The sequence below is a fragment of the Holosporales bacterium genome, from assembly GCA_031263535.1.
In the GTDB taxonomy this organism is placed as follows: domain Bacteria; phylum Pseudomonadota; class Alphaproteobacteria; order UBA3830; family JAIRWN01; genus JAIRWN01.
The window spans coordinates 36420-61339 of sequence record JAISFO010000024.1 but is presented as its reverse complement, the minus strand read 5'-3'; the positions used below and the strand labels follow the sequence as shown (position 1 = coordinate 61339).

Genomic DNA, 24920 nt, shown 5'->3' with positions numbered 1-24920 from the left:
GAAGGCTATCTTACAAGCTGTATAAAAGCAATCAGCGCGGGTCTTGCCGACCATCTGACATGTCCTCTTTTCAAATATTAATCATCTGGTAACAGTCAAAAGATGTTGATATATATGAAGTTAGGTTTAGTAATGGTCCAATGAAGTACATCAAGTACCTGATCTTAGCAATTATCGTCGCCTATACTGCCTTGGTTCCGGGCAAAGTTGCGGTTGATTGGCTGGGATACCATGTCGAGGTTTCGGTCGCCATTGCGACGGCTTCTGTCTCGCTGTTGGTTGTTGTGTACTGGTTGACTAAGGGCTTTATACGCCGCATGTTCGGCTTTGTCCGAAACTTTTACAGCGCCAATAAAACAGAAAGAATACTTGACGTCGTCACCGGCATACTGATTGCACTTACAAGAAAGGACTATAAAGAGGCCGATAAGCAGATCACGCGCTCGCGCAAGCTTGTAAAGGCCGGACACCCTTTACTGACTTGGCTTGAAGGTAATTACAGAGCTGCCACTGGGGACAGTGAAAATGCCAATTTGCTGTTTTTTAACTTAAGCAATAATGACAAATACAGGTTTTTAGGCGCCTATTCTCAATATAAGCTTCGCGCGGAAAGTTCTCAAAGCGCGGCAGCCTTTAAAGTTGCTCAAAACTACTTAGAAAAAAACCACAAAGACTTTTTCTTTCTAGAGCAAGTCATAGCCCTGGCAGTTAAAGAAAAGGATTACGAGCTAGCCTTAAACTATCAGGCAAACATACCAATCAGCCTCAGCGGTCAAGAGGACGAGGCGGTGATTTGTTACCTGCTGGCGCAAAGCCAATCTGGGGAAGATAAAGAGGTTAGGCTTGAACAAGCTTGCAAGCTGGACAGCGGCTTGGTCCCTGCGGCACTGGAGTATGCCAAGTGCTTGGCGGACAAAGATCAGGGCAAGAAGGCAGAAAAATATTTGTGGAAATGCTGGGAGAAAAGCGGGCACTACAGATGCATTTTGGATTTGCACGAACTTTTGCAGGCTGATGATAAGGAAAGGCTTAATATTGCCAGAAAAGCGGTCGAGCTTATGCCAGATCGCTGGGACAGTTATTATATAGCGGGCCTAGCGTACCTAGACGCGCAACTACTGGTTACCGCCAAGGAGTATCTAAGTAAAGCTTGGCAAATCTTACATACGCAAGAAGTCTATGACCTTCTTAAGTCAATTGACGACCGCGATATAGATTTATTTGACGGAGCCTTCGACAAGGTGCACTGGACTTGCCGTAAGTGCTCGATGCAATCTGAAGATTGGGCGCCCATATGCCCAAGATGTGAGTCTTTCAACAGCCTTAAATGGTTTAGCAATGCTCTCAGCACAGAGCTGATGAAGTAAGGTATAATACTCGCGGCTTTGTTTGTTTTTTTATGTAAGCTTCATAACGCGAAGGAAGTCTAGGGAAGATTATCCTCTAAAAAACACACTACCTTAACTAAAAATTAATTATTTATTGCAAAACTCTGGCCATTGAGCGTTCAAAAAGGAGAAAGTAATGAATGAATTTTCAAATGAAATCCTGAGAAAAAAGAATTGGAATTATGAAAAATTTAGAGCTTTAGGATTAGAATTTATAGAACAGACGATCCAGATCACAGATAATTTTATTGCAACTAAAAATGAGGCTGGCTATGGGGATACACATCCTCCTCCTTGCTTCTTGTCTTTTCCGTTTGCGCCATAAGTAAAACAGTAATCATTCTACTTTATAAATCTGAAAGATTCTAGATATACCTAATAACAAAAAGGTTGCGAATTTAAGTCTAACGATAACTTTGACTTAGACAAAGTTTAGCTCGCAGGACTGGCAATCAAGGAGGCCATTCAAGCTTCCGAGTCTTGCGTCAGCAAGCTAAAACTGGCAAGATACAAAGCACTACTTGGATTATAAATAATCTACAAATCCATAATGATGCCGAAGCGAGTGGAGAATTTCTTATGATACCATGTCATAGTGTCTTCGGCGCCATAAAATGGATCAACACCCATCGCCACAAGATCGCCTGGCGTCACAGTATTTGTTCTAAATTTACTGGCAAACTCCTTCCTCAAAGTCCAAAACGCATCAAATCTAAATTTAAAACGCTCAAAAAAACTTATCTCAAATCCACAGCCTAATCGAGGATTTTGAATCACCTTGCCGTTATCCGTATTGTAAAAAAGTCTATCAACATTAGAGAAGACTGCCATCTGCACTATGCCGTTTGGGTCAGTAATATAATCTCCGCTATCCCTAAAGTGCGGATTTTCACCGCGTCCTTTGAGGGTATTAAACTCTACTCCAGCGAGCAGATATGGAATAAAATAACTGCCAAGCTTCAGGTCAAGTCTATACGACAACCCAAAAGAAAACCTCTCAAACAAATCATCTCTTTGTTTATTTCCGCGATTTATATTGGAGCAGTCAGCCTCTAAAGACACACGTAGCTTAAAAATTTTCATCTCTAAGCCAACTATTGCGCCAGTACCGATTCCTGAGACTTTTGTGGCTAAATTTCCACCCATACCACCAAGCATAATATCATTTTGGTTGAGATTATGACCAGGAATACCTCCTGCTGCATCGGGGACAGCGACAGCCCCACTACGCCCTACCAGAAAACCGCCAGCTATTACAGCGCCCCCTGGAGCAGAACCAGGCACGAAGTACTTTGGCTCCAGAGTAGCATTTGAGTCTGAGTAATTGCTGGTCACGCCTAGGTATAAATGCGGACGAAAGGAATCTTTGTTCGGACTTGAACAGCCGGATAAAAATGTCACCAGTAAAACAAAAGAGACAAATCCTACAGCATTAAGTTTATTTGTTGCATTTTTGCTACATCATTTAGCAACTAACTCAGAGCAAGACTGCCCCTCAGTACTTATGCCAAAGAAGGGGTTAAGCCCCCCCCCCCATGTCTTTTCTATTTGCACCACCAGTTACCATCATGAATACCTCAATGCGAAATCAAAAATACACAACACCAACACCCTTAGACTTTTTTAATTATCCACAAACTTGTGTCTAAAATGTTAAAAGCCTAATCAAAAAGCTAAACAATTCTAGCAAAATTGTACCATTTTCCTTTTCAAAATAAAATACTCACCTAAACAACTGCTCGTTTACCGCTTTTGATCGTGCGTGAGAACGTGATAAACTAAGCTTGAGATATTTTAGGGAATTTTTTAAGACGATTATGAAGCTGGCTTATGTGATTATATATGTATCCAATATTTGCAGCTCGATTGATTTCTTTGAAAAGGCCTTTGGGCTGAAAAGACGTTTTATGGGCGAAGATTATGCTGAATTGGATACAGGAAGTACTACTTTGGCATTTGCCGCGCATAAGAAAGGCAGTGAAAATTTACCTCTTGGATATGTTGCCGCAGATAAGTCTGATAAGCCATTAGGCATAGAGATCGCATTAGAGGCAGAATCTGTAAAAGAGTCTTATGACAAAGCCGTCTCTTGCGGCGCTAAATCTTTGAAGGAGCCGTCCGAAATGCCATGGGGACAAACCGTAGCTTATGTTAGATGTCCTGATGGCACGCTAATAGAGATTTGCTCTCCTATGAAGGCGTAGTTTCTATTAATAGGCAATTCAAAAAAATGTATATTTTGTTCGGCCAAAAGTGGTGCCGTAGCTTAGTTTTGTTTTAAAGCCTCTTCCGCTTTAGCGTATATCTACCTTCCAGAGATATAAGCATACTCCCTCAAGCTAAACTACTTACTTCCGGCGCTTGATCGTACGTGAAAACATGCTAAATTAAAGTCGATGAGTTTATTATGGAGTTTTGAGTATGGAATTAGGTTTGATGACTAAACGTTTTATCATGATAGGATTGGTTGGCGTGATGGTATCTGGGTGCGCAAAAGACCTTTCGCCAGATTCGTATACCGCAAGTCAGGCGGGGGAAGTCTCACAGACTTACCGAGGCAGAATCCTTAGCATTCGCCAGGTTACCATAGAAGGCAGCGATTCGCTTGGCGGCAATATAGTAGGCGCAGGACTTGGCGCCATCGGCGGCGGCGTTCTTGGTAATATGATAGGTCAAGGTAAAGGCCGTGTACTATCTACAGCCGCAGGAGCCGCTCTTGGCGGAATCGGCGGGGCATATGCTGAAAAGAAGCTGAAGCAACAGAAGGGCCTGGAATACATAGTTAAACTCGATAATGGTCAGACGATAACTTTGGTTCAAGGGGTAAGCCCAGCGTTTAGCGTAGGACAAACAGTGTTTGTTCATGTAAGCTCTAACGGCAGGTCTCGCATAACCGCCGATACATCGGGAATACAATAAGTCTTGACTTATTTAAAGCCTTTGGCAGGCGAGGCCTAAAGCGGCCGCGTTTGCTTAGGCTCAGTGTAATTATAAAATGTCATCCTACCAATACATCTATGTGATGAAGGGGCTTAGTAAGGCGTTCCCTGGAGGGAAGCAGGTCCTTAAAGAGACTTGGCTGTCCTTTTTGCCAGGGGCCAATATAGGCATAATAGGCGGAAATGGGGCTGGCAAGTCCACGCTTATGAAGATTATGGCCGATTTGGACAAAGATTATCAGGGCGAGGCCTGGCTTGCCAAAGACGCGACCGTTGGCTATCTGCCGCAGGAGCCTGCGCTTGATAACAGCCTTTCGGTTCGGGGGAATATCATTCAAGGATTTGCTGAAAAGAAAAGCGTTGTCGACGAATACGAAGCCTTATCGGCGAAATTTGCCGAACCTATGGATGATGTGGCTATGCAGCGGCTACTTGACCGCCAGGCAGAGCTTCAAAATATAATTGATGCGCAGGACCTTTGGGATTTAAATCGCCAAGTTGAGATTGCTATGGACGCTTTAAGGTGTCCGCCTGGCGACCAATCCGTCGAAAGCTTGTCTGGGGGAGAACGTCGCCGAGTGGCACTGTGTCGGCTTTTGCTGCAGAAGCCAGATTTGCTTTTATTAGACGAGCCAACCAACCATTTAGACGCAGAGTCGATCGCCTGGCTTGAGCGCCATCTGCAGGAATACAAAGGCACGGTCGTTCTGGTCACGCATGACCGGTATTTCCTTGATAATGTTGTGAAGTGGATATTAGAGCTAGACCGCGGCCAGGCATATCCGTTTGAGGGGAACTATTCCGCTTGGCTTGAGGATAAGCAAAAGCGCCTTGAGCTTGAAGGCAAGCAAGATGATTCGCGCAAAAAGACCATAGAGCGAGAGCTTGAATGGATTAAACAATCGCCCAAAGCGCGGCAAAGTAAAAGTAAGGCCAGAATCCGCGCATATGACGAGCTTCTGGTGCAAGATGAAAGAAATGCCAAAAACAAGCAGGCCGCAATATATATTCCGCCGGGACCGCGTCTGGGCGACAGTGTGCTGAAGGCCGAAAAGTTGTCGAAAGCCTATGCTGATAAGCTGCTGTTTGATGATCTTAGTTTCAACCTGCCGGCAGGGGGTATTGTTGGGGTTATTGGCCCAAATGGAGCCGGGAAAAGCACATTGTTCAGGATAATCGTAGGCGAAGAGGCGTCTGATACAGGAACCTTAAAAGTAGGGGAAACAGTAAAGATTGCTTATGTTAACCAAAGCCGAGACAGCCTTGATAGCGGCAAAACTATTTGGGAGGAGATATCCGGCGGGCTTGATGAGCTTGAGCTGGGCAAACGCAGGACTCCAAGTCGTGCTTATGTCGCCAGTTTTGGGTTTAAAGGTACTGATCAGCAAAAGAAAATCAACCAGCTTTCTGGCGGTGAGCGTAACCGAGTACATCTGGCCAAGTTGCTTAAGCAAGGTGCAAACCTGATTTTGCTGGATGAGCCAACGAATGATTTGGACGTTGAAACTTTGCGCGCGCTTGAGGATGCTTTAATTGACTTTGCCGGCTGCGCCGTGGTTATCAGCCATGATCGGTGGTTTCTTGACCGCATCGCCACACATATCTTGGCTTTTGAGGGCAACAGCCGCGTCGAGTGGTTTGAAGGTAATTACGGCGAATATGCGGCAGACTATCATAAGCGCTATGGTATAGACGCGGATAGCCCTAAGCGGGTAAAGTATAAACCTCTGTCAAGAAATGTATAGAAACAACCAATGAACGAAAGCAAAAACTTTATACTGGCCGTGGTCTTGATGTGCGGGGTGCTTGTAGGGTGGCAGTACTTTACGCCAGAACAGCCGACCCCTGCAACTAAGCAAGCGGACAGTCAGCCAGTTGCTCATCATCAGGACGCCGCCGTATCCTCGGCAAATATACCGGTTGCAGCACAAAATCTGCCGGCGGAGATAATTGATTTTGAATCGTCTGAACTGTCCGGCCAAATATCACTTAGGGGTATAAAAATCGCTGATATTAAGCTTAGGAAATATAAGGAAAGCATAAACAAGGACAGCGGGCCGGTTGTTTTGTTTAAAGAAAGCGGGCAAGAGTCCTACTATGCCGAGGCTGGCTGGGCCAGTATAGACAAGCACATAAAACTGCCAGATGAAAATACGGTGTGGTCGACGAACAGCAAAAAGCTGTCCCCATCGTCGCCGCTTATTTTAACGTGGGATAACGGACAGGGATTGGTCTTCAAGCGCACTATTGAGATAGATGGCAAGAACCTGATAACCGTTAAGCAGGATGTGCTTAACAACGGCTCTCAAAGTCTTAAAATAAGCGCATATGTTCTTATCAGGCGCGTAGGCCTTCCGGAAGGCGCCGGCCGATTTGCCATGATTCACGAAGGCGGGGTCGGGTACTTTGGTGGCAAGCTGCATGAAGTGTCTTACGATAAGATGGCCAAAGAGGCTTTAAGTCATCATGGTTTTGATGGAGGATGGGCCGGGATTACCGATAAATACTGGCTGTCTGCAATTATTCCTACGTCAACCTCTACCATCAAGTTTCGTGAGATTTCTGGATACGGCAAGCCAACCTATCAAGTTGATACTTTGACCGATATTTCTGACCTGGCCCCTGGAGGGGTTGTGTCATCGACTTCGCATATATTCCTTGGGGCAAAGGATCTGGATGTGCTTGATGGGTACGAGCAGAAGCTTGGCATAAAACACTTTGATTTGGCGATTGATTTTGGGTGGTTTTACTTTATCACACGCCCATTGTTCCTTTTACTGGATTGGCTCAGCGATAACATAGCCAATATGGGCTTGATTATCATAATCATGACGCTGTTGTTCAAGCTTGCGTTCTTTCCATTGGCCAATAAATCATACCGGTCCATGAACAAAATGCGAGAGATTGGGCCTAAGCTTAAATCGATTCAACAGTTTTATGCGAATGACCGCGCCAGGCTGTCCCAAGAGACGATGAACCTATACAAAAAAGAGAAGGTTAATCCTTTGGGCGGATGTTTGCCTCAGCTGATTCAATTTCCCATACTTTTTGCTTTGTATAAGGTGTTTTCCATATCTATTGACATACGACACTGTCGATTTTTGTGGATTGGCGATCTGTCAGAGGCGGACCCAACTTCGGTGCTTACGCTGTTCGGTCTGATTCCGATTACACTACCGGATTTTTTGTGCGTAGGAGTGCTTCCAATTCTGATGGGGCTGACCATGCTGATACAGCAGAAAATGGGGCCTGCTCCGGCCGATCCGACTCAGGCGAAGATGTTTTTGATAATGCCGATAGTCTTTACATTCATGATGGCGCAGTTTCCTGCCGGAGTGATTCTTTACTGGACATTGAGTAATATTTTGTCTATTGTTCAGCAGTGGGCAATTGGAAAGCTGTCCAAAACATCTAAATCTTAGAACTAAAAGTATGAAGCATATATCAATCGCGCTGTTTTCACTGATCATTCTGGTTGCAACAACGGCTTGTAACAAAAAAGTCCACCTTAAGGGTAAAAGAGAGATCTTTTGTACTTTAAGCGAAGACCTGAAGCCTGACCCAGTCGCCTCGGCCGAGGGGGTATCTGTCGCAATTCCTGAGGCAAACAGCTGTTGGACTCATGCGCGTAAAGACGCAACGCATAACGTCGGCAATCTTGAATGTTCGTTCCCTATTAAGCTTAAGTGGTCATACAAGCTGTCTGGGTCGGTTTCTCAAAATCGTAAACTTAATGCAGAGCCCATTGTTGTTGGTCAAGACGTTTTTATTTTAGATAACAGCGCCAAGGTACACTGCGTAAGAAATGGAAGGATCAAATGGTCGGTAAGTTTGCTGCCCGCGAGGACAACGCCCGATGACGTCTTGGGAAGCATTGCGTTCGATGGTCAGGTGATTTATGCGGCAACGAGCCTGGCCGAAGCTTTTGCTATAGAAGCCGAAACCGGTAAAATAATTTGGCGCAAGCAGCTTAACTCCCCAGCGCGTGGAGCGTTGCTGGTATACGGTGGATTTGTGTATGTACTGTCTATGGACAGTAAGGTTGAGGCGCTGTCCGCCGCATCGGGCGACTATGTATGGTCGCATTCAGGAATTTCGGAAAGCATTGCTTTGATGGGTGGCGGCGGATGTGCTGCTGCACGGGATATGGTGATTGTACCTTACGCGTCGGGCGAGGTTTTTGCGCTTTACTGTGGAAACGGCGGACAGGTGTGGAGCCAGATTGTCTCACACTTTTCCCCGGATAAGATGATAACTTCGCTGGCTCACATAAAGGCGCTGCCCGTAATTGACGGCAATCAAGTTTATATTGCAAGTAACAGTGGAAAAGTTGTTTCGCTTAACCTTGCAAACGGCAGGCAGCTTTGGGAACAAAGCATCAGTGGGGCTACCCAAACGCCGGTGCTGTCGCTTAACAGCCTTTTCATAATAACCAACGAGAACGACTTGGTATGTCTTTCGAAAACGACTGGAGCACCAAGGTGGATAGCGTCGTTGCCTAAGGCAGTAAAAAAGACGCCTGTTTTCTGGTACGGGCCTCTGTTAGCTGGCGGCAAGTTGATTCTGGCAGGATCGCATGGGGTTATTTTGTTTATTTCCCCAATCGATGGTCAAGTGATGTCATCCATGTTTTGCGGGGCAGGAATATCGGTTCCGCCAGTAGTTGCAAACGGCAAGCTGTATATACTGACCAACGAAGTATCGCTGCGGGTCTTTGAGTAGTCAATCCTCTTTATTGAAGCGATATAACCTTGATTTTTAAGCAAATTACTACGGTCAGGGCGGTGGAGTTCGAATGTGAAAACTCCAGAGTTTTGGTATAAAAAATCTTTTTTATCTAAGGCGCTTTATCCCTTATCGGCTGTATACCTGCTGGTGCGTAAATGTGATGAATGGTTTTCGCGCCCTGAAATCCCAGATTTGCCAAGCATAACGGTTGGGGGGATTACCGCTGGAGGGGCCGGAAAAACTCCCGTCGCCTTATCTCTTTATAAGATTATTGAATCTATTGGTTACTACCCATTCATTATAAGCCGCGGGTATAAAGGCAGGCTTTCAGGCGTTCACGTAAAAAAAACTGATAATTGCAAAGACGTTGGAGACGAGCCTTTAATGCTGACAGAAATAGGGTGCGATGTTTTTGTTGACCAAAATAAACTGGTAGCTGCGCGAAGGGCCAAACAGCTTGGGGCCAGCGCTTTAATATTCGATGATAGCTTGCAGTCAACCAGCATAAAAGCGCATGTAAATTTGCTGATAATTGATGGTGCCCAAGGTCTTGGCAACGAAAAATTGCTGCCAGCCGGGCCTTTACGAGAGCCAATGAAGCAGGTTCTTAAGCGCATAGATGCCGTGATTATTTTAGGTGAAGATAAACAAAGTGTTAGAACAGCAATTCCGTCAAAAATCCCTGTATTTACCGCCAAAGCTGTCACAACAGCCTTAGTAACAGGTCGGGCGTTGGCTTTTTGCGGCCTTGGATTTCCAGAGAAGTTTTTTAGTGCAATAAAAACACTTGGCGTTGATTTAATTGAGACGCGCGCATTTCCTGACCACTATTGCTACAAAGAAAAAGATCTGGAGGTTTTGGTAAAAAGGTCTGCAGACCTAAAAGCGCAGCTCATTACAACCAGAAAAGACCTGGTCAAAATACCAGGCCGCTTTCATGAATATTTATCCACGGCAAATTTGGATGTAGTATGGGACGACCAAAAATCGTTGATTGACTTTATAAAAAGCAGACTTAAGAGCCTTTAGATGCCAAACCCTCAGGACAATTGCCGCAGCCAGCCATTGGCCTCTATTCGCGGGATGAACGACCATCTTTTCGAAGAAGACGCCTTGTTTCGCCTTATGGTCGACAAAATATACAAAACATGCTCGCGGTATGGCTTTCGGTCTGTCAGTACCCCAATGCTTGAAAAAGTCGAAGTATTTACAAAACCTTTGGGTGAGACCAGCGACGTTGTCGGTAAAGAGATGTACGTATTTGAGGATAGAGGCGGAGATACTTTGGCTCTGCGACCTGAAGGCACGGCCTCAATCGTCCGAGCGTTCATAGAGCACAAACTGTTTGACAACCTGCCATTTAAGGCGATGTATTCTGGCCCTATGTTCAGGTATGAAAGGCCGCAGAAAGGTCGTTTTCGCCAACTGCATCAAATCGGTATAGAATCGATCGGATACGCAGACTATTGGTCGGATGTAGAGTGCATATCGGCCGCCTATGCCAGTTTGCAATCGATTGGCGTTGCCGGCCACGTTCAGTTGGAAATAAACACCCTGGGCGACAGCGAAAGCAGAGCTGCATATCGCCAGGCTTTAGTTGCTTTCTTTCAAAAGCATGCTGATCAATTGTCGGCAGTAAGCCAGAAAAGACTTGAAATCAATCCATTAAGGATTCTTGATTCTAAAGAGGAACAGGATAAGGCTTTGTTCCCCGATGCTCCTAAGATGAGGGATTATCTGACCGAAAGCGCTAGTGCGTTTTTTGAAAATGTTTTGTTAGGCTTAAAATCGCTTGGCATTTCCTATGTCATCAATGACCGATTAGTGCGGGGGCTGGATTATTATGTCCATACGGTATTTGAGTTTACTACTACTGATTTAGGCGCTCAGGGAACCGTTCTGGCCGGAGGAAGATATGACGGCATGGTCACAATGATGGGAGGGCCGCAGATGCCGGCATTTGGTTGGGCCGCTGGATTGGAACGTTTATCGATGCTTACAAATATTAAACCGGAAGCACAACTTGCTGTAGCCATCATACCCATAGGCGATGAAGCAGCTGAACCCGCATTCAAGCTGGCAGATATGTGGAGGAAATTTGGCGTTTGCGCTGAGGTTATGCGCGGAAACGCTGTTGGCAAGATGTTGGGTAAAGCTGATAAATTGGGGGCAGCTTACGTTGCCTTGCTGGGTAGTGAAGAGATTGCAAACAATACAGTCACCGTCAAAAACCTTGCTACAGGGGCTCAGCAAAGTATCTCTCCACAAAAAATCACAGATCTGCTTAAAGCCTGATGCTCACGGACGAAAAACTGCAGGCTATCGTAGACCATTTTGAGGATTTAAAAACCAAAATGGCGTCCAACTCTTTTGGTGGTGAGGATTTTATAAAACTATCTCGCGAATTTGCCGCTATGGAGGAAAAGGTCGAGGCCATTAGTCACCTGCGCTCTTACAGGCAAGAGCTAAGCAGTCTTAAGTCTATGGCTGGTGACGATGACGCTGAGATGCGTGCTTTGATTGACGATGAAATCTGTGAAATGCAGCAGAAAGTTGCGCAGAAAGAGCATGAAGTAAAAATTCTGTTACTGCCGAAAAATGAACTTGACGAGAAGAACGCAATCGTTGAGGTCCGTGCCGGCACTGGTGGTGATGAAGCAGGTCTGTTTGCTGGCAACCTGTATCTGATGTACCAAAAATATGCCGATTATCGTAATTGGAAGTTTGAGCCAATTTCCGTCAGCGAAAACGATTTGGGAAGCCTGCGTGAGGCCGTCATTAATATATCTGGGAAAGGAGTTTTTGCTCGTCTTAAATTTGAATCAGGCGTACATCGAGTTCAGCGCGTACCAACGACTGAGTCCAGCGGTCGCATTCACACATCAACCGCTACGGTTGCCGTACTGCCTGAGGCGGAAGAAGTTGACGTCAGCATTGACGACAAAGACCTTAAGATAGACGTTATGCGGGCGTCTGGCGCTGGCGGCCAGCACGTGAATACGACAGAGAGCGCGGTCAGGATAACTCATATCCCCACCGGCATAGTCGTGGTGCAACAAGATGAGCGATCACAGCATATGAACCGTGCGAAGGCGATGAAAATACTTAGATCAAGAGTCTATGACCTGGAAAGGCAGAATATAGATTCTACCCGCGCTTCGGAAAGGCGAAGCCAAATTGGTAATGCAGATCGGTCTGAACGAATCCGCACCTATAATTTCCCTCAAGGACGGGTTACCGACCATCGCGCCAACATAACGCTTTATAAAATCGAGGAAATCATGCTTGGCGGTAAAGCATTCGATGAGCTGGTTGACTCTCTTATAATCAACGAGCAAGAGAGGCTCCTTGCAACGGCGCAGTGATAATTTTTCAGCGTCTAGTTAGTGCAAACTCACCGCATCCAGAGCCAAAGAAGCCTATGGGAACCTGATCATCGATATGGCGTTTGTGCTGGATAACTAAATTAAGCTCATCGGCCAACCTTTTCATTTCTTGTAAAGAAATCGTTTCATAAGGATATCCACCAAGCCAATCATGCGCGTCGTACGCAAAACTCATGCCGCGTGATTGTTTTTTGTAATTTTTGACATAAGAAATTGGATTGGTGCCATTAATGGTGAGGTCTATAGAAAATCCGATTACATATATAAATTGAGCCATTTTTTGCAAGATACTCGGCATAGATGAATAAGTGCGTTTTATGATCTTCCAAGCTTTGTCGCATTTTGTACTTCGATATAAAGCCAAGACTAAAGCGCCGTTATCATTCATCATCTCTGCCGCTTTACGTATTGCGGAGTACAGATCGCCAGTGTGATGCAATACTCCCCAAGAATAAACCACATCAAATTTGCCTAAAACATCCGGTTTTAAGTCGAAAACACTAAGCTGCCTGACATCCAAGTTAACATTCGGCAAAAAGCGTTTAAAAACTGCTTTTGTTGTCTCAACAGAGATTGGATCGATATCTATCGCAGTTATACTTTTCGCACCTAAGCGTGCTGCGGCCAAAGAGAATAATCCAGAACCACAGCCAATATCTAAAAAAGTTTTTCCAGCAAGTTTATTCGCCCCCCCCGGCAAATTTTCTAAAAGGCTCGAGATCGAGTTTTCGGCTGTTTGTATTCTATCTTCGTCAATTAAGTTTGCGTACTTTTGCCAATTTTCACCAAAGGCAAAATGAGAATCCAGTTCTTTTAGGTTTTTAGACATAGTCACACCTCATAATACTGTCTGTACCATTTAATGAATTCTTTAATTCCATATTCTATTGATGTATTCGGCGCATAGTCGGTATCCGCAGACAGGTCCGTTACATCTGCCCAGGTTTTTTGTACTTCACCAGGTTGAATTGGCAGCATTATTTTCTTCGCCTTGGTACCAAGCTCTGATTCTATGCATTCTATATAGCGCATGAGGTTTTCTGGCTTGTTATTGCCTATATTATACAGGCGATATGATGCAACATGGCTGGTCGCCGGGTCAACAGAGATTTGCGGATTCTTGGCTGGAAAACGTTCAAAAGCAACTTTCAACACACCGGTAACTATGTCGTCTATATAAGTGAAATCCCGCACCATATTGCCGTGATTAAATACCTCGATTGGTTTGTCTTCCAGCATGTTTTTAGTAAAAGAAAACAAAGCAAGGTCTGGCCTTCCCCAAGGGCCGTAGACGTTGAAAAACCTCAGCCCTGTACATGGTATATCAAAAAGGTGAGAGTAAGAGTGAGCCATAAGCTCGTTCGCACGTTTACTCGCCGAGTATATACTCAGTGGATGATCAGCCGGGTCGTGCTCAGAAAACGGCATTTTGACGTTGGCGCCATAAACTGAGCTGGTTGATGCATAAACCAGATGCTTTACCGGATAATGACGGCACCCCTCCAAAATATTTAAAAACCCATAAATGTTAGAGTCTATGTATGTATACGGATCCTTAAAGCCGTACCTGACTCCGGCTTGGGCCGCTAAATTAATCACAATTTCCGGCTGATACTTTGAAAAGGCTGCCAGAACCTCATCTTTATCTTTAAGATCAATCCTCAGCTCAATAAATTGATTATGGTCGCTTAACTGCCGACTGCGGGCTTCTTTCAACGATACGTCATAGTAGTTGTTGAAATTGTCTATGCCGACGACTGAATGGCCGGCCCCCAAAAGCCGTTTAGCAATGAAAAAACCAATAAAACCAGCTGCTCCCGTAACGATAAGCTGCATTTTGGCTAAAGCCTCCAAAGAAGAACATTCTCAGGCCTTTGATCTCTGTCAAGTACGGACTTTATATCCATAACCAGACAGCGCTGAGACGGTTTTACAAGGCGGTTAATAAGTTTCCAGCCTTGATCGGTAAAACTTTGGTGAGCCACCGCAAAAATAACCACATCAACGTCACTTATTGTGTTTATATCGGCGTTAGTAAGACCATATATATCCATCATTTCTGTTTTATCAGCATACGGGTCGGTTACGACCACGTCCAGCCCCAGCTCTTGCAGAGACTTGACTATATCGTATACCTTACTGTTTCTAAGGTCTGGGACGTTTTCTTTGAACGTCATCCCAAGAACAGCGATCTTCAGATCGTTCCTCAGCATCTTGTTTTTGACTAAAGTTTTCAGCATGCTTTGCGCGATGTATTCACCCATGCTGTCGTTTATACGTCTTCCGCTTAGGATAACTTCGGGATTATATCCAACTGCTTTAGCCTTATGGGTAAGATAATAAGGATCAACTCCAATACAATGGCCACCAACTAAACCGGGTTTGAATGGCAAAAAATTCCATTTAGTTTCGGCTGCGTCCAGGACGTCTTGAGTGTCAATTCCCAGACGACTGAATATAAGCGAAAGCTCGTTCATAAGCGCAATATTGATGTCACGTTGAGTATTTTCGATTACCTTAGCTGCCTCGGCTACTTTTATGCTTTTGGCACAAAATACGCCCGCTTCTACTACAGACGAATAAACCTCTTTGATTATGCTGGTAGTGCCAGCGTCAGATCCAGATACCACCTTGCGAATTGTTGTAAACTTATGTTGTCTGTCGCCTGGATTTATCCGTTCCGGGCTGTAGCCTACGGCAAAATCCTGACCGAACTGAAGTCCGGAACACTGCTCCAGCACTGGAACACATTCTTCTTCAGTCGCACCCGGATACACTGTTGATTCGTATACTACGATATCCCCCTTCTTCAGCTGCCCCCCAACTGTTTTTGACGCCGAAATCAGTGGCCCAAAATCCGGCTTATTGAATGAATCAACTGGGGTTGGCACACATACTATATGGAAATCGGCTTTTTTAAGACTTTTTGGATCCGAAGTTAACTCTATGCGCGTTTTTTTTAAATCGTCAGCCTCAACCTCGCCGGTAACATCAATTCCTTTGTTCAGCTGATCGATTCTCAAGGCATTAATATCAAACCCTACAACGCTGTGCTTTTTGCCAAAAGCAACGGCTACAGGCAGCCCTACATACCCCAAACCAACGACAGAAACTTTCCTCAAACCTATCTCCAGGTCAATTAAGTCTCTTACATTAGCGCTTTTCTTAGGTAATCACAATTTCTTGTAGACTGCTATTTGTTCGGCTATGTCTTTGCTAAAAGCCGTACCGAAATAATGTGGCGGCCTGATAAAATCCCTCGTCTGTGCATGCAGGTATACCTGATCCAGCAGACTAAACCCCGCCTCTTTCGCCAATTTATGCCACACGCTGATTGACCGCTTTTCTCCCCAGAATATGCCGTTGCGCTCGTATGGAACATTGTATAGATGGTTGTACAGCCAAAACTTAGCGTACTGATAAATCTCTTGCCAAGTTAACGGCACATCACACCATATGAACGCCCCTCCCCGTTTAAGTATCCTTCCAACTGCAGATAAAATTTTCCTGACAATCTCTAATTCACAGGCATACGTAACGATCGAACAAATGACAACATCATAAGATTCTGTGGGGATGTCGTTCAGATCCAGCGACGAGTAGATTTTAGTTTGCTTCAGAAGATCCGGGTAGTTGTGCTTGAAATATTTTATAGAGGTTTCCTGAACTTCTTGCAGATCAACTTTCCAACCATCTTTAATCAAAGACGCCTCAACCACTCCTGTTCCAACGCCAATACTTAAAATTGATGCACTGCGATTCGAATATATTTTCAGCAGCTCAGCAAACTTACCCGCTAAGACATACTTGTCCGTTACAAAAGACTCTCGCAGATCAAATCGACCGTTTTCAAATAGCTTTTTATAAAAAGCATCAAAAAGTTTGCTATCCGGCCAGCTTTTGATGCTATGATCAATATCATCGGCTAACTGCCTCAAATCGATATCATGCCAAGTGGTTTGTTGAAGAGGAATGTACACGTATTAAACTGGGTGTGGGCTATTTTTATTCTTTTTGCGAAATTTATTATATGCCAGCATTTTTATGGCCCTATATAAATTTACAAAATATGGCTTAATAAAAACGCCAAGCCTCACATTGGTTTTACAATATACAAAATAGTACGACATGAAGATATTATAGAGATATTTTAGAGTATCCGTAGCTTTTAATTTACCATCTATCGGCGTCATTCTGTTCTCACCGGATCTGTACATAACCAAATTTTCATTGATATGAACAAAAGGACAGTAAAATCCCCATCTAAGCAAAAATTCAAAATCTTCCGACCCACCTAACGATAAACTTTCTTCAAACCCACCCAAATCCTTTACATACTGTTTTTTTATTAAGATCGATGATACTGGAACTGTGTTTCTGTAGAGCAACTCCTTAAACGTTATTGCATGAAAGGTGTTTTCGGCAGATTGGGCTTGATACTGTCCTTTCTCATTAAATCTTGACATATTGGAGTAGCATAGGCAGGCGTCGCTCTTAATAAACTCTGCCATCTGCAGCTCCAGCTTGTCTGCGCGCCAAATATCATCATCGTCGCAGAAAGCGATAAAATCACCGTTGGCCACATATATACCGACATTTCTGGCTCGCGCTGGGTTTCCTGTGTGATTTATCTCAAAAAAACGAATTTTCTTTTCAAAATTTTTATCTTGTATAGCTGTTTTAAGCACGTCATCATAACCATCCGAAACAACAATCAATTCTGTGTTTCGATAGGTCTGGCCGACAATTGATTCTATAGTCTCAAAAACTAATTCATGCCTGTTGTAAGTCGGAATAATTACACTAACAAGAGGCGTTTCCTGTAAACCATTCACAATAACTTTTATTGCTTAAGAAACTTGCGTTAAGCTAGCCCCATAACATCTCAATGTCAATTTATTATTGGTGCGTTTACTACAGACCACCCTTGCTATTTCACCGTTTTAATATTAGCGTTTGGGTGTCGGGCGCTCTTAGCTCAGCTGGATAGAGCACCGGCCTTCTAAGCCGGTTGTCGTAGGTTCGAATCCTACAGAGCGCGCCATTAAATTTTGTCAAGGAATTGAGTTATGAAAATCGACGGTAATGCCATCAAAATAGGTATGCTTCTGGAGCATAAGGGAAAGCTGTGGTCGGTGGTGAAAACACAGCATGTAAAGCCTGGAAAAGGCGGAGCTTATATGCAGGTGGAGCTTAAGGATATAAGATCCGGCAGCAAGCTGAACGAACGGTTCCGTGCCGGTGAGTCCGTAGAAAGAGTCCATTTAGAAGAAGAAGAGTTTCAGTTTCTGTACAAAGAAGGTGACGGCTTCGTCTTCATGAATAACACTAACTTTGAGCAGATATCCCTAAGCGCGGATCAAGTTGGCGACGGCGCTGTGTACCTGAAGGAAAATATGACGGTGTCGATATCGTTTTATGAAAAAGAAGTTATTGGCGTAGTTCTGCCCGATACCGTCGTCATGGAGATAGCAGAAACAGAACCAGTTGTAAAAGGGCAGACGGCGGCGTCTTCCTATAAGCCAGCTGTGCTGGACAATGGCGTAAGGATTATGGTCCCTCCTCATATAGAGGCGGGGATTAAAGTTGTAGTAAATACAGCCGATAATTCGTATGTTGAAAGAGCTAAATAGGCGAAACATACGAGTATGAGAAGCGCAAATCTTCCGCCGCTTTCCCCCAATATGACCGTAGTGACGCGGGCTGTCTTTAAGGCCTCTCGGCGGCTAATTCGTGATTTCAACGAGGTAGAGAACCTTCAGGTATCGCGCAAAGGCCCTTATGATTTTGTGACGAACGCCGATCTTGCCTCGGAAAAGATCCTGATATCAGAGCTTCAGGCCGGCCGTCCAGATTACGGCTTTTTAACCGAAGAGTCTGAAACCATAAAAGGAGAAAATGCCTCCTGTAGATGGATTATTGACCCCATTGACGGAACGATGAACTTTATGCACGGATTTCCGTTTTGGTGCATCTCTGTAGCTTTGGAAAAGGACCAAGAGGTTATTTGTGGCGCTGTTTTTGACCCTATTAAGAACGAATTGTTCTGGGCAGAAAAAGGCATTGGGGCGTTCCTGAATGACCGCAGAATACGTATAGGCTCAAGGAGATCGCCAGGAGATGCCGTTTGCGCCGTTAGCTATCTTGTTTCGTATGAGAAAGAAGAAAAATGCAAATCTGAGTACGACATTATCAAAAATCAGGTTGCGGCGGTGCGCAGAACCGGCTCAATAGCCTTAAACCTTGCCTACGTCGCCTGTGGAAGGTTTGATGTGTGTGCTGCCGTAACCCCCATAAATTATTGGGACATTGCAGCAGGAGCTTTGCTGATAAAAGAAGCGGGCGGAAACGTTACTGATTTGTACGGCGGAAAGCTGAAAACCTCTCCTGACACCTTGGTTGCGGCGAATATGGATTTGCTTGAGAAAATTACATCATTATTCTCGCGGAAGTAATCAGGCCTACTTTGGGTGATCGGCATTTCGGGCTACGCGCCTCTATTTTTGACTCGCAGCTCTGGTTAAGCGGTCGTTTATAGCGATCCCTATCCCTTCATTAGGAATCGGCATGATTGCGATTGCGGATGGACCAAGTTGATCCAGTTCTCTAAGCATGGAAAACAAATTGGCCGCAGCCTCGCCCAAATCACCTGACTCACTTAGGTTAAGACATATATGTTTGCCGGGGTTGGGCAAAATGTCTTTGGTATTCTCAAAACCCAACAAAGCCTCACCAGGCTGCAAGTCGGCTACATTAAGCCTCACGCTTGAGTTTGGGCAGTAATGGCACTTCATCTGACCTGGGGATTTTATTTCAGTAGGCACGTTATCGCTTATTTCCACGAATTTGGATATATCTTCACGGGTTATGGCCCCAGGACGCAGAATTGTCGCTTTGCCATATGACAGGTCGATAATAGTGGACTCTATGCCTACCTTACACTTACCTCCGTCAACGATAAGCAAATCCTGATTGTTCAGAGCGGACATGGCGTCTTTCGCCGAAGTTGGGCTGATTTTTGTCGACATGTTGGCGCTTGGGGCAACAATTGGACGGCCAAATGATTCTAGCAAGGCAAGGGCAACTGGGTGATTTGGAATGCGTACGCCGATATACTCAAGCCCAGCCGAAGCTAACAACGAGATGGAACAGCCTTCCTTACGCTTTAAAATCATGGTCATAGGGCCAGGCCAAAAAGCTTGTGCAAGCCTGTAAGCAGCAGGAGTGACTTCAACATATTCCTGCACCTGTTTTATGCAGAAAAAGTGGGCTATAAGCGGATTGAAAGTGGGGCGGTTTTTAATTTGGTATATTTTTGCTACTGCAAGGTCATTGGTGGCGTCTCCACCAAGGCCGTAAACAGTCTCTGTCGGGAATACGACAACGTCTCCATACATTAAGCTATGTACGGCTGTCTCTATCGCATGTTGATCAAAACCCAAAATCACTGAAAACTCATTGCAAAGAACGCCTAATGCATCAATAACTTTATTGTTAAAAAAAAGCCACAATGTTAACGTTGCCCGGGCGTTAATGGAAACTGTAGAGTGTTTAAGGGTTATTTCGCGGCGATTGTTACTCCTTGGAAAAGCGGTAAACTCGATCTTGAGGCGTTTGGTCGGCACATCGATTTTCTGACAGAAAACAAGATCGCAGGCATAGTAGTGTGCGGCTCTACCGGCGAATCAATTCTGCTAAGCCCAGAAGAACGTCAGCTTGAGATTAAAGAGTCAATTACTCGGGTCAAAGGGCGAGTACCTGTAGTTATCAATATCGGATCGCCAGACACGCGCGCGTGTATTCTTCAAGCCCATGAAGTCGAAAAATATAGTCCTGATGCGATATTGGTAACCTGCCCATACTACGTCAAGCCGTCGCAAGAGGGCATTTATCAGCATTTTAAAGCGATTCATGATGCTACGCGCTTACCGATAGTGGTATACAATGTGCCGCACAGGACAGGCGTGGATATTGCTACTGATACTGTCAAGCGAATGGTTGACAGTCTCCCGCGCATAAAGGCTTTAAAGGAGGCAACCAACAACCTCTGCCGTATAACAGAGCTTGCCAAAACCTATCCGGCCGAGCGTTTTCAGGTGCTTTGCGGTAATGATGACATAGCATTAGCCGCTTTCGCAATGGGGGCCTGCGGAGCCGTCTCAGTAACGGCCAATATTGCCCCAAAAGAGTGTACGGACATGTATACGCGGTTTTTCGCGGGCGATTTGGCAAGCGCCGCAGTTATCAGAAACAAGCTTGCCCGCCTCAATCAAGCCCTGTTTATTGAGCCAAATCCAGTTCCGGTCAAATACGCTTTAAGCCTTATGGAAAGAATGAATGATGAGGTTAGGGGTTCGCTTAGCCAACTTGGTCAGGAATCCAAGGCTGAAGTAAAGGCGGCCATGTGTGAAGCAGGGCTTCTATGCAAAAGAAGATAGTCGCGCAAAACCGCCGTGCGAAATTTAACTATATCATTGAAGAGACCTTTGAGGCGGGGCTTGTACTGCATGGAAGCGAGGTTAAATCCTTACGCGCTGGTAAAGCCAGCATCCAGGAATCCTATGCCGCTGAAGAACAGGACGGCGATATTTACTTGATTAACTCAACAATTCAGGAGTATCCACATTCGCTGTTTAACCACGAACCTAAGCGGCCGAGAAAATTGCTACTACAGCGCAAGCAGATCAATAAGGTACTGGGCAAGGTTAAGCGCAGTGGGTATACGCTGATTCCCTTGTCGATATACTTTAATGAAAGAAATCTGGCTAAGTTAGAGCTCGCGCTGGCTAAGGGAAAAAGTAACGTAGATAAACGTGAAACGCTTAAGAAACGCGACTGGCAGCGAGATAAAGAGCGCATAATGTCAAATTATAATAAACGAGGCTGATTAAGTGGTAGTTCGGGTTAAAACAGTCGCTTTTTAGGGAATCGAAGCCCAAAGCGTAGAGGTGCAGATTCAACTTCAAAGCGGGCTTTCTGCGTTCAACATAGTCGGCCTTGCCGATAAAACCGTGGCCGAAGCACGCGAACGCATAAGGGCGGCTATTTACTCTATGGGGCTGGCTATCCCCGCCAAACGCATCACCATTAACTTGGCTCCAGCCGATCTTCAAAAAGAAGGCACTCATTATGATCTGCCAATGCTTATGGGGCTTTTGGCCGTGATGAGTGCTATTCCCTCGGACTGCTTGGACGACTATGTAGTTATGGGCGAATTGTCGCTCGACGGGCGAATAAACAGGGTAAATGGCGTTTTGCCAAGCGCTATACACGCCAACACCTTGGATCTTGGGCTGATATGCCCCAAAAGCTGCGGTGCAGAGGCGGCCTGGGCAGGCGACCTTTGTATCGTTGCCGCAGATAATGTGCTTTCCTTGATAAATCACTTAAAAGGTTTGCAAATGCTGCCAAAACCGGAAGTAAACACCATGTTTACAACGGAAAACGACCTCTGCTTCAGCGATGTGAAGGGACAGATTGTGGCCAAAAGGGCTTTGGAAGTTGCGGCCGCAGGTGGGCACAACCTTCTTATGCAAGGCCCGCCAGGGGCCGGAAAGTCCATGCTGGCCGCTAGGTTGCCGGGTGTACTACCTCAATTATCACCGCAAGAAGCCCTTGAGGTTTCAATGATCTACAGCGTAGCTGGCATACTTGATGATCAAGGCTTGGTTACAACCCGACCGTTCAGAGAGCCGCATCACTCGGCCTCACTTCCAGCCCTGGTCGGTGGCGGCCTAAAAGCCCATCCTGGCGAGATTTCGTTGGCGCATAATGGCGTACTGTTTATGGACGAATTTCCAGAGTTCTCACGCGGAGTCCTTGAGGCTATGCGCCAACCATTGGAAATCGGCAAAATAACGATTGCAAGGGCGAACAGTCACGTGACATATCCGGCCAATTTTCAATTGATTGCCGCCATGAATCCCTGTAAATGCGGATATCTTGGGGATAAAGCTAAGCAATGCACTCGCGTCCCTAACTGCGGGCGAGAGTATATGATGAAGTTATCCGGCCCTCTTCTGGACAGAATTGACATTCAACTGGATGTTCCTGCGGTTTTGATTGACGAGCTTAACAGGCAAAACTCATCAGAGGAAACCAGTAAAAATATTCTCACTCGCGTTACTGCAGCCAGACAGAAGCAGCATCAACGCTATGGCGGCGCCCTGACCAATGCTTCGGTTAAAAACGCTGCTCTAGAGGAAACTTGTTCGCTTAACCCTGATGCCCGAAGTATGTTGGTAAATGCGGCTGAGAAACTAAGATTGTCGGCGAGGGGATATTATCGTGTTATTCGCGTTTCCAGGACTATAGCAGACTTGGAACAAAGCCAATCTGTGTCTCGTCAACATGTTTCCGAAGCCCTATCATATCGGCTTAAATTAGGAACCCAATCCCTACTTAGCAATTGTGCTTAAGAGGAGATTGGGTTATCTCATGACCGCAATTACGATGTCCATCAGGTTTAGTTAGTACAGCTTTTTAAGCCCTATATTGATTCATTTAAGTAATTAGGGGCATTGGGCTGTGCAACGTCTTAAGATTCTAGATTAAGCAAAGCGTCAAGTAGATCTGGGATCAATTCACGCATAAGCGATAAGACCCGTATGCAGTTGCTGAGTTTTTTAATCTTTTTGATTTCTGATGCTAAAAGGGCGGTTGGAAGAGTTTTAAGGCCTTCACTGTGCTTGATGATTGCTTCTGTGACGGCAGGCTCTGACCTTTGTGCAGAAAGCTTGCCCCAAAACCTGAAATAACGTAGTATCCTGATATAGTCTTCTTGTATCCTCACAGACGGGTCGCCGATAAACTTCACGAGTCTTTGCCTAAGGTCAACCACTCCATCGTATGGATCGAACAGTTCCCCAGACCTGGCCATATATATCGAGTTTACGGTAAAATCGCGCCGCTTGGCGTCTTGGTTCCATGAGGTTGTAAACATTACATCCGCTTTTCGCCCATAGGTTTTGACGTCTTCACGCAAAGTGGAAATCTGAAAGGTTTGGCCTTTGTATTTGATATGAATAACGCCATAGCGCACCGCAAATGGGTTTAGCTTGATTCCATCAAGAACCTTAAGCGCCTTTATCGTTTGGTCAGGCGTTGCGGTTGAGGCTATATCCACATCTTCTGATCTTATGCCGAGTAAAGCGTCGCGTACACAGCCGCCGACAAACCTGGCCTCAAATCCGCTGGCGGCCATTGTGTCAATCAGCTCTGTGTTTATCCTCGTTAAAACGATTTCCTGCGCAAGTGGTATGGATAATGTGTTCGGCATTTCTTGTTCAACGCTGCCTGTTATGCTAGGCTCAGCAGGATATTAGGCTGGAAATGCTGTGGACGAAATCAAAAACTTAAAATTCGAAGAAGCACTTAAAGAGCTTGAATTGATTGTCAGGAAGCTAGAGGAAGGTAATACGCCCTTAGAGCAGGCCATTGAGCTGTACGAAAAAGGCGCTGTTTTGCGCAAACACTGCCAACAAGTGCTGGACGATGCAAAACTGCGTATAGATAAAGTCGTACAAGACGGGGAAAAGGTCGACTTAGTTCCATTAGAGGAATCTTGAATCCGGCGGGCTATGGCTAAAATTATTGACGGTAAAGCTCTGGCGGAAGGCGTGCTGAGTAATGTGCGCCAGAAGCTGCAAGATTTGGGTCGGCAGGCTACCCTTGCCATTATCAGGGTTGGTGATGATCCGGCCAGTATTGTCTATATCCGTAACAAAGAACTCGCCGCCAAAAAGCTTGGCATAGCGGTAAAAAGCTTTTGCCTTCCCAAGGCGACCAAACCCGATGAAGTAGCCGACTTAATAGATAAGCTAAATGTTGATAAAAACATTAACGGCATTTTGCTGCAGCTGCCTTTGCCGAACCACATTGACCCCAGAGATGTTACCAACAAAATCTCTCCAGAGAAAGACGTTGACGGCCTGACGCTGATTAATCAAGGCAAGCTTTTTGTTAATGACGGTGGCGGAATGCACCCATGTACGCCAACAGGAATCGTACACATGATAAAATCAGTTGGCCAAGATATATCAGGTATGCACGCGGTTATGCTGGGGCGCTCGCAAATCGTTGGAAAGCCTTTGGCTCAGATGCTGTTGCAGGAAAATTGCACGGTAACTAATGCGCATTCGTACTCTCAAGACTTGCCTGGTATCTGCAGGACTGGAGATATTGTTATCAGCGCGATAGGTAAGCTTCAATTTGTGCAGGCGAGCTGGATCAAAGAAGGGGCGACAGTCATTGATGTAGGGATAAACCGCGATCAAAACAACAAAATAGTGGGGGATGTAGATTTTCTGTCAATTCACGACATAGCCGGGGCAATTTCCCCGGTGCCTGGGGGCGTTGGCCCCATGACCATCGCCTACTTAATGCATAATGTGATAGAAGCGGCAACAAAACAACAACGGCAAAGATAGATTCAGGCGATATGGACTAGCGGTTGTTTTCTGTGAGGCTTGGCGTGCTAT

At 45.3% G+C, this 24920-nt stretch carries 25 protein-coding genes and 1 tRNA gene; 18 read left to right on the top strand and 8 right to left on the bottom strand.

Annotated features, from left to right (window positions below; all coding sequences use genetic code 11):
- Positions 1-140: 140 nt before the first annotated feature.
- Positions 141-1367 carry a hypothetical protein gene (locus tag LBL30_02875; protein ID MDR1032040.1) on the top strand — a complete coding sequence of 409 codons (1227 nt, stop codon included), beginning with the start codon at positions 141-143 and terminating at the stop codon, positions 1365-1367.
- Positions 1368-1524: 157 nt separating this feature from the next.
- On the top strand, positions 1525-1713 hold the full coding sequence (locus LBL30_02870; protein ID MDR1032039.1) for a hypothetical protein: 189 nt from the start codon (positions 1525-1527) through the stop codon (positions 1711-1713).
- Positions 1714-1925: 212 nt separating this feature from the next.
- Here LBL30_02870 and LBL30_02865 read toward each other — a convergent pair whose 3' ends face one another.
- The gene (locus LBL30_02865; GenBank protein MDR1032038.1) at positions 1926-2789 is read right to left on the bottom strand and encodes a hypothetical protein; all 864 of its coding nucleotides are present in this window, start codon (positions 2787-2789) and stop codon (positions 1926-1928) included.
- Between the two features lie 416 nt (positions 2790-3205).
- Here LBL30_02865 and LBL30_02860 point away from each other — a divergent pair, with 416 nt between their 5' ends.
- The 8 genes from LBL30_02860 to prfA all read left to right on the top strand — a co-directional run bounded on the left by LBL30_02860 (position 3206) and on the right by prfA (position 12420).
- Positions 3206-3592: a VOC family protein gene (locus tag LBL30_02860; protein ID MDR1032037.1), complete on the top strand. Its 387-nt coding sequence runs from the start codon at positions 3206-3208 to the stop codon at positions 3590-3592.
- A 217-nt stretch (positions 3593-3809) separates the two neighbouring features.
- Positions 3810-4307 (top strand): glycine zipper 2TM domain-containing protein, encoded by a 498-nt coding sequence (locus tag LBL30_02855; GenBank protein MDR1032036.1) that lies wholly within the window; start codon positions 3810-3812, stop codon positions 4305-4307.
- A gap of 76 nt (positions 4308-4383) precedes the next feature.
- On the top strand, positions 4384-6072 hold the full coding sequence (gene ettA, locus LBL30_02850) for an energy-dependent translational throttle protein EttA (GenBank protein ID MDR1032035.1): 1689 nt from the start codon (positions 4384-4386) through the stop codon (positions 6070-6072).
- Positions 6073-6081: 9 nt separating this feature from the next.
- The gene (yidC, locus tag LBL30_02845; GenBank protein ID MDR1032034.1) at positions 6082-7749 is read left to right on the top strand and encodes a membrane protein insertase YidC; all 1668 of its coding nucleotides are present in this window, start codon (positions 6082-6084) and stop codon (positions 7747-7749) included.
- A 10-nt stretch (positions 7750-7759) separates the two neighbouring features.
- The gene (locus LBL30_02840) at positions 7760-9049 is read left to right on the top strand and encodes a PQQ-binding-like beta-propeller repeat protein (protein MDR1032033.1); all 1290 of its coding nucleotides are present in this window, start codon (positions 7760-7762) and stop codon (positions 9047-9049) included.
- Positions 9050-9124: 75 nt separating this feature from the next.
- Positions 9125-10084 (top strand): tetraacyldisaccharide 4'-kinase, encoded by a 960-nt coding sequence (gene lpxK, locus LBL30_02835; protein MDR1032032.1) that lies wholly within the window; start codon positions 9125-9127, stop codon positions 10082-10084.
- Positions 10085-11350, top strand: coding sequence for a histidine--tRNA ligase (gene hisS, locus LBL30_02830; protein MDR1032031.1), 1266 nt, complete (start codon positions 10085-10087; stop codon positions 11348-11350).
- A complete protein-coding gene (gene prfA / locus LBL30_02825; protein MDR1032030.1) occupies positions 11350-12420 on the top strand; it encodes a peptide chain release factor 1 in 1071 nt (356 codons plus the stop codon). Before hisS ends, prfA begins: the two co-directional genes overlap by 1 nt.
- A 7-nt stretch (positions 12421-12427) precedes the next feature.
- Here prfA and LBL30_02820 read toward each other — a convergent pair whose 3' ends face one another.
- Genes LBL30_02820 through LBL30_02800 form a run of 5 tightly spaced genes read right to left on the bottom strand, consistent with a single transcriptional unit; the run spans position 12428 to position 17276 of the window.
- Complete coding sequence (locus LBL30_02820; GenBank protein ID MDR1032029.1) at positions 12428-13270, bottom strand: class I SAM-dependent methyltransferase; 843 nt, start codon at positions 13268-13270, stop codon at positions 12428-12430.
- 2 nt (positions 13271-13272) lie between these two features.
- Positions 13273-14277 carry an NAD-dependent epimerase/dehydratase family protein gene (locus LBL30_02815; GenBank protein ID MDR1032028.1) on the bottom strand — a complete coding sequence of 335 codons (1005 nt, stop codon included), beginning with the start codon at positions 14275-14277 and terminating at the stop codon, positions 13273-13275.
- Positions 14278-14282: 5 nt separating this feature from the next.
- The gene (locus LBL30_02810; GenBank protein ID MDR1032027.1) at positions 14283-15563 is read right to left on the bottom strand and encodes a nucleotide sugar dehydrogenase; all 1281 of its coding nucleotides are present in this window, start codon (positions 15561-15563) and stop codon (positions 14283-14285) included.
- A gap of 51 nt (positions 15564-15614) precedes the next feature.
- On the bottom strand, positions 15615-16379 hold the full coding sequence (locus LBL30_02805) for a class I SAM-dependent methyltransferase (GenBank protein ID MDR1032026.1): 765 nt from the start codon (positions 16377-16379) through the stop codon (positions 15615-15617).
- A 45-nt stretch (positions 16380-16424) separates the two neighbouring features.
- A complete protein-coding gene (locus tag LBL30_02800; protein MDR1032025.1) occupies positions 16425-17276 on the bottom strand; it encodes a glycosyltransferase family 2 protein in 852 nt (283 codons plus the stop codon).
- A gap of 132 nt (positions 17277-17408) precedes the next feature.
- On the opposite strand from LBL30_02800, the gene LBL30_02795 reads away from it, so the two are divergent.
- The 3 genes from LBL30_02795 (at position 17409) to LBL30_02785 (ending at position 18896) form a co-directional block, all read left to right on the top strand.
- A tRNA-Arg gene (locus LBL30_02795) sits at positions 17409-17485 on the top strand.
- Between the two features lie 25 nt (positions 17486-17510).
- On the top strand, positions 17511-18074 hold the full coding sequence (gene efp, locus LBL30_02790; protein ID MDR1032024.1) for an elongation factor P: 564 nt from the start codon (positions 17511-17513) through the stop codon (positions 18072-18074).
- A 15-nt stretch (positions 18075-18089) separates the two neighbouring features.
- Entirely contained in the window at positions 18090-18896 is an 807-nt protein-coding gene (locus tag LBL30_02785) for an inositol monophosphatase (protein MDR1032023.1), read from the top strand.
- A gap of 42 nt (positions 18897-18938) precedes the next feature.
- Here LBL30_02785 and LBL30_02780 read toward each other — a convergent pair whose 3' ends face one another.
- The gene (locus tag LBL30_02780; GenBank protein MDR1032022.1) at positions 18939-19952 is read right to left on the bottom strand and encodes a threonylcarbamoyl-AMP synthase; all 1014 of its coding nucleotides are present in this window, start codon (positions 19950-19952) and stop codon (positions 18939-18941) included.
- A gap of 36 nt (positions 19953-19988) precedes the next feature.
- On the opposite strand from LBL30_02780, the gene dapA reads away from it, so the two are divergent.
- The 3 genes from dapA to LBL30_02765 are packed head-to-tail and all read left to right on the top strand — an operon-like array spanning position 19989 to position 22859.
- Positions 19989-20879, top strand: coding sequence for a 4-hydroxy-tetrahydrodipicolinate synthase (dapA, locus tag LBL30_02775; GenBank protein MDR1032021.1), 891 nt, complete (start codon positions 19989-19991; stop codon positions 20877-20879).
- Positions 20864-21328: an SsrA-binding protein SmpB gene (gene smpB, locus LBL30_02770; protein ID MDR1032020.1), complete on the top strand. Its 465-nt coding sequence runs from the start codon at positions 20864-20866 to the stop codon at positions 21326-21328. The genes dapA and smpB overlap by 16 nt, the downstream gene beginning before the upstream one ends.
- Before the next feature lie 40 nt (positions 21329-21368).
- On the top strand, positions 21369-22859 hold the full coding sequence (locus tag LBL30_02765; GenBank protein MDR1032019.1) for a YifB family Mg chelatase-like AAA ATPase: 1491 nt from the start codon (positions 21369-21371) through the stop codon (positions 22857-22859).
- Positions 22860-22978: 119 nt separating this feature from the next.
- Here the strand turns inward: LBL30_02765 and LBL30_02760 are convergent, their stop codons facing one another.
- Positions 22979-23719, bottom strand: coding sequence for a hypothetical protein (locus LBL30_02760; protein MDR1032018.1), 741 nt, complete (start codon positions 23717-23719; stop codon positions 22979-22981).
- A 58-nt stretch (positions 23720-23777) separates the two neighbouring features.
- Here LBL30_02760 and LBL30_02755 point away from each other — a divergent pair, with 58 nt between their 5' ends.
- Together LBL30_02755 and LBL30_02750 are read left to right on the top strand one after the other, a co-directional pair.
- The gene (locus tag LBL30_02755) at positions 23778-24008 is read left to right on the top strand and encodes an exodeoxyribonuclease VII small subunit (GenBank protein ID MDR1032017.1); all 231 of its coding nucleotides are present in this window, start codon (positions 23778-23780) and stop codon (positions 24006-24008) included.
- A gap of 12 nt (positions 24009-24020) precedes the next feature.
- The gene (locus LBL30_02750) at positions 24021-24869 is read left to right on the top strand and encodes a bifunctional 5,10-methylenetetrahydrofolate dehydrogenase/5,10-methenyltetrahydrofolate cyclohydrolase (protein MDR1032016.1); all 849 of its coding nucleotides are present in this window, start codon (positions 24021-24023) and stop codon (positions 24867-24869) included.
- The last annotated feature ends 51 nt before the right edge of the window (positions 24870-24920 follow it).